The sequence below is a fragment of the Oleiphilus sp. HI0128 genome, assembly GCF_001635365.1.
The window spans coordinates 1-1494 of sequence record NZ_LWGG01000670.1 but is presented as its reverse complement, the minus strand read 5'-3'; the positions used below and the strand labels follow the sequence as shown (position 1 = coordinate 1494).

Below are 1494 nucleotides of genomic sequence, written 5' to 3'. Positions count from 1 at the left end.
GCACTTGTTATGTAAACAGTTATTTGTTCCGTATTTCTATTACTACGTCAGCCTCTCNCTTTATATTTGGCCGAGTTAACTCAGGATCTTCTTTATCCAGACACATAAACTGAANTTCTGCCTGGGCANCTGATGTGAATGGAACCATATCCTTTTGAGATACTCGAACAACTTGGAAGTGCTTATTTTGATTGTTACAAAATGCAAATGCTTCTTTATATACATCAGCTTTAACACTGCCACCAACCACATCGAATCCTTTTTGGGATCTAGAAATCAAATACGTATCTATCCCTATAGGGATTACGCCTGATGATGTTGCACAACCGGAAACTAATAAAACAATAAAGAATATTCTCTTCATTTATCTCTTCACTCCTTGGCCAAACTTTATTCATACGCCCAGTTCATTGGGTATGCATCTTTGCTGAATTTACATAGACATAATGACTCCCCACGTCCCAAAAGAGTGCTGACCTCCTATCGTGGGTTAGCAAAGCCAGAGCCATAATATATGTGTCATACCATATAAGCGGAGGCCAGCACCATGAAAAACAATACCATAATTTTTGTCGGATTGGACACCCATAAGGAGTTCACCGAAGTCGCATATTGCGAAGATCAACGAGGCTCAGAAGTAAAGCATCTTGGAAGAGTTTCTTCAGCCAAAGTATCACTTACCAAGATGGCAAGACAGTTTGAAAGCAAATACCCGCAGGCTACCCTGCATTTTGTTTATGAAGCAGGCCCCTGTGGCTACTGGATTTATCGATTGCTGACAAGCTTAGGCCATTGTTGCTATGTTGTTGCGCCATCACTGATTCCAAAGAAACCCGGACAACGCGTGAAAACAGATAAACGCGATGCACAAGATTTAGCTCGTTTGGTTCGTAATGGCGACCTTGATCCGATTTACGTTCCTGAACCCGCAGATGAAGCAATACGAGATCTATCTCGAGCACGTGAGCGTGCAATGCATGATTTGAATAATGCACGTTTCCAGCTAAAAGCCTTGCTGCTCAGAAATCATATTAACTATTCAGGCAAATCAAATTGGAGCTTAAAACACCTTCGTTGGTTAACAGAGATCATCTTACCTCATCCTAGTCAGCAATTTGTCTTGCAAGAGATGATTCAAACCATTTCAGAACGCAATGCTCGACTAGAGCGTCTGGACAATGAACTCGCCCATCACGTGAAGCAATGGCGATATTATCCGGTTGTGAAAGCGATACAAGCCTTGAGAGGCGTTCGACTGCTCACCGCCACTGGTGTCATTGTAGAGCTAGGAGACTTAACACGATTTGATAGCCCTAGAAAACTGATGAGTTATATCGGAACGACGCCCTCCGAACATTCAAGTGGAGGAAAACGACACTTAGGCGCGATCACCAAGTGTGGAAATGGGCGAGCGAGGAGATTGTTAGTTGAGGCTGCACATAGCTATCGCTATCCCGCAAAGATATCGAAGGAATTACAGCTCAGGCAGGAAGG

The 1494-nt window shown here is 43.2% G+C and carries 1 protein-coding gene; it reads left to right on the top strand.

The window, feature by feature from the left end; all coding sequences use genetic code 11:
* Positions 1-547 precede the first annotated feature (547 nt).
* Positions 548-1494, top strand: a 947-nt coding sequence (locus A3763_RS08335) for an IS110 family transposase (RefSeq protein WP_068759979.1), incomplete at its 3' end; no start/stop codon positions are given.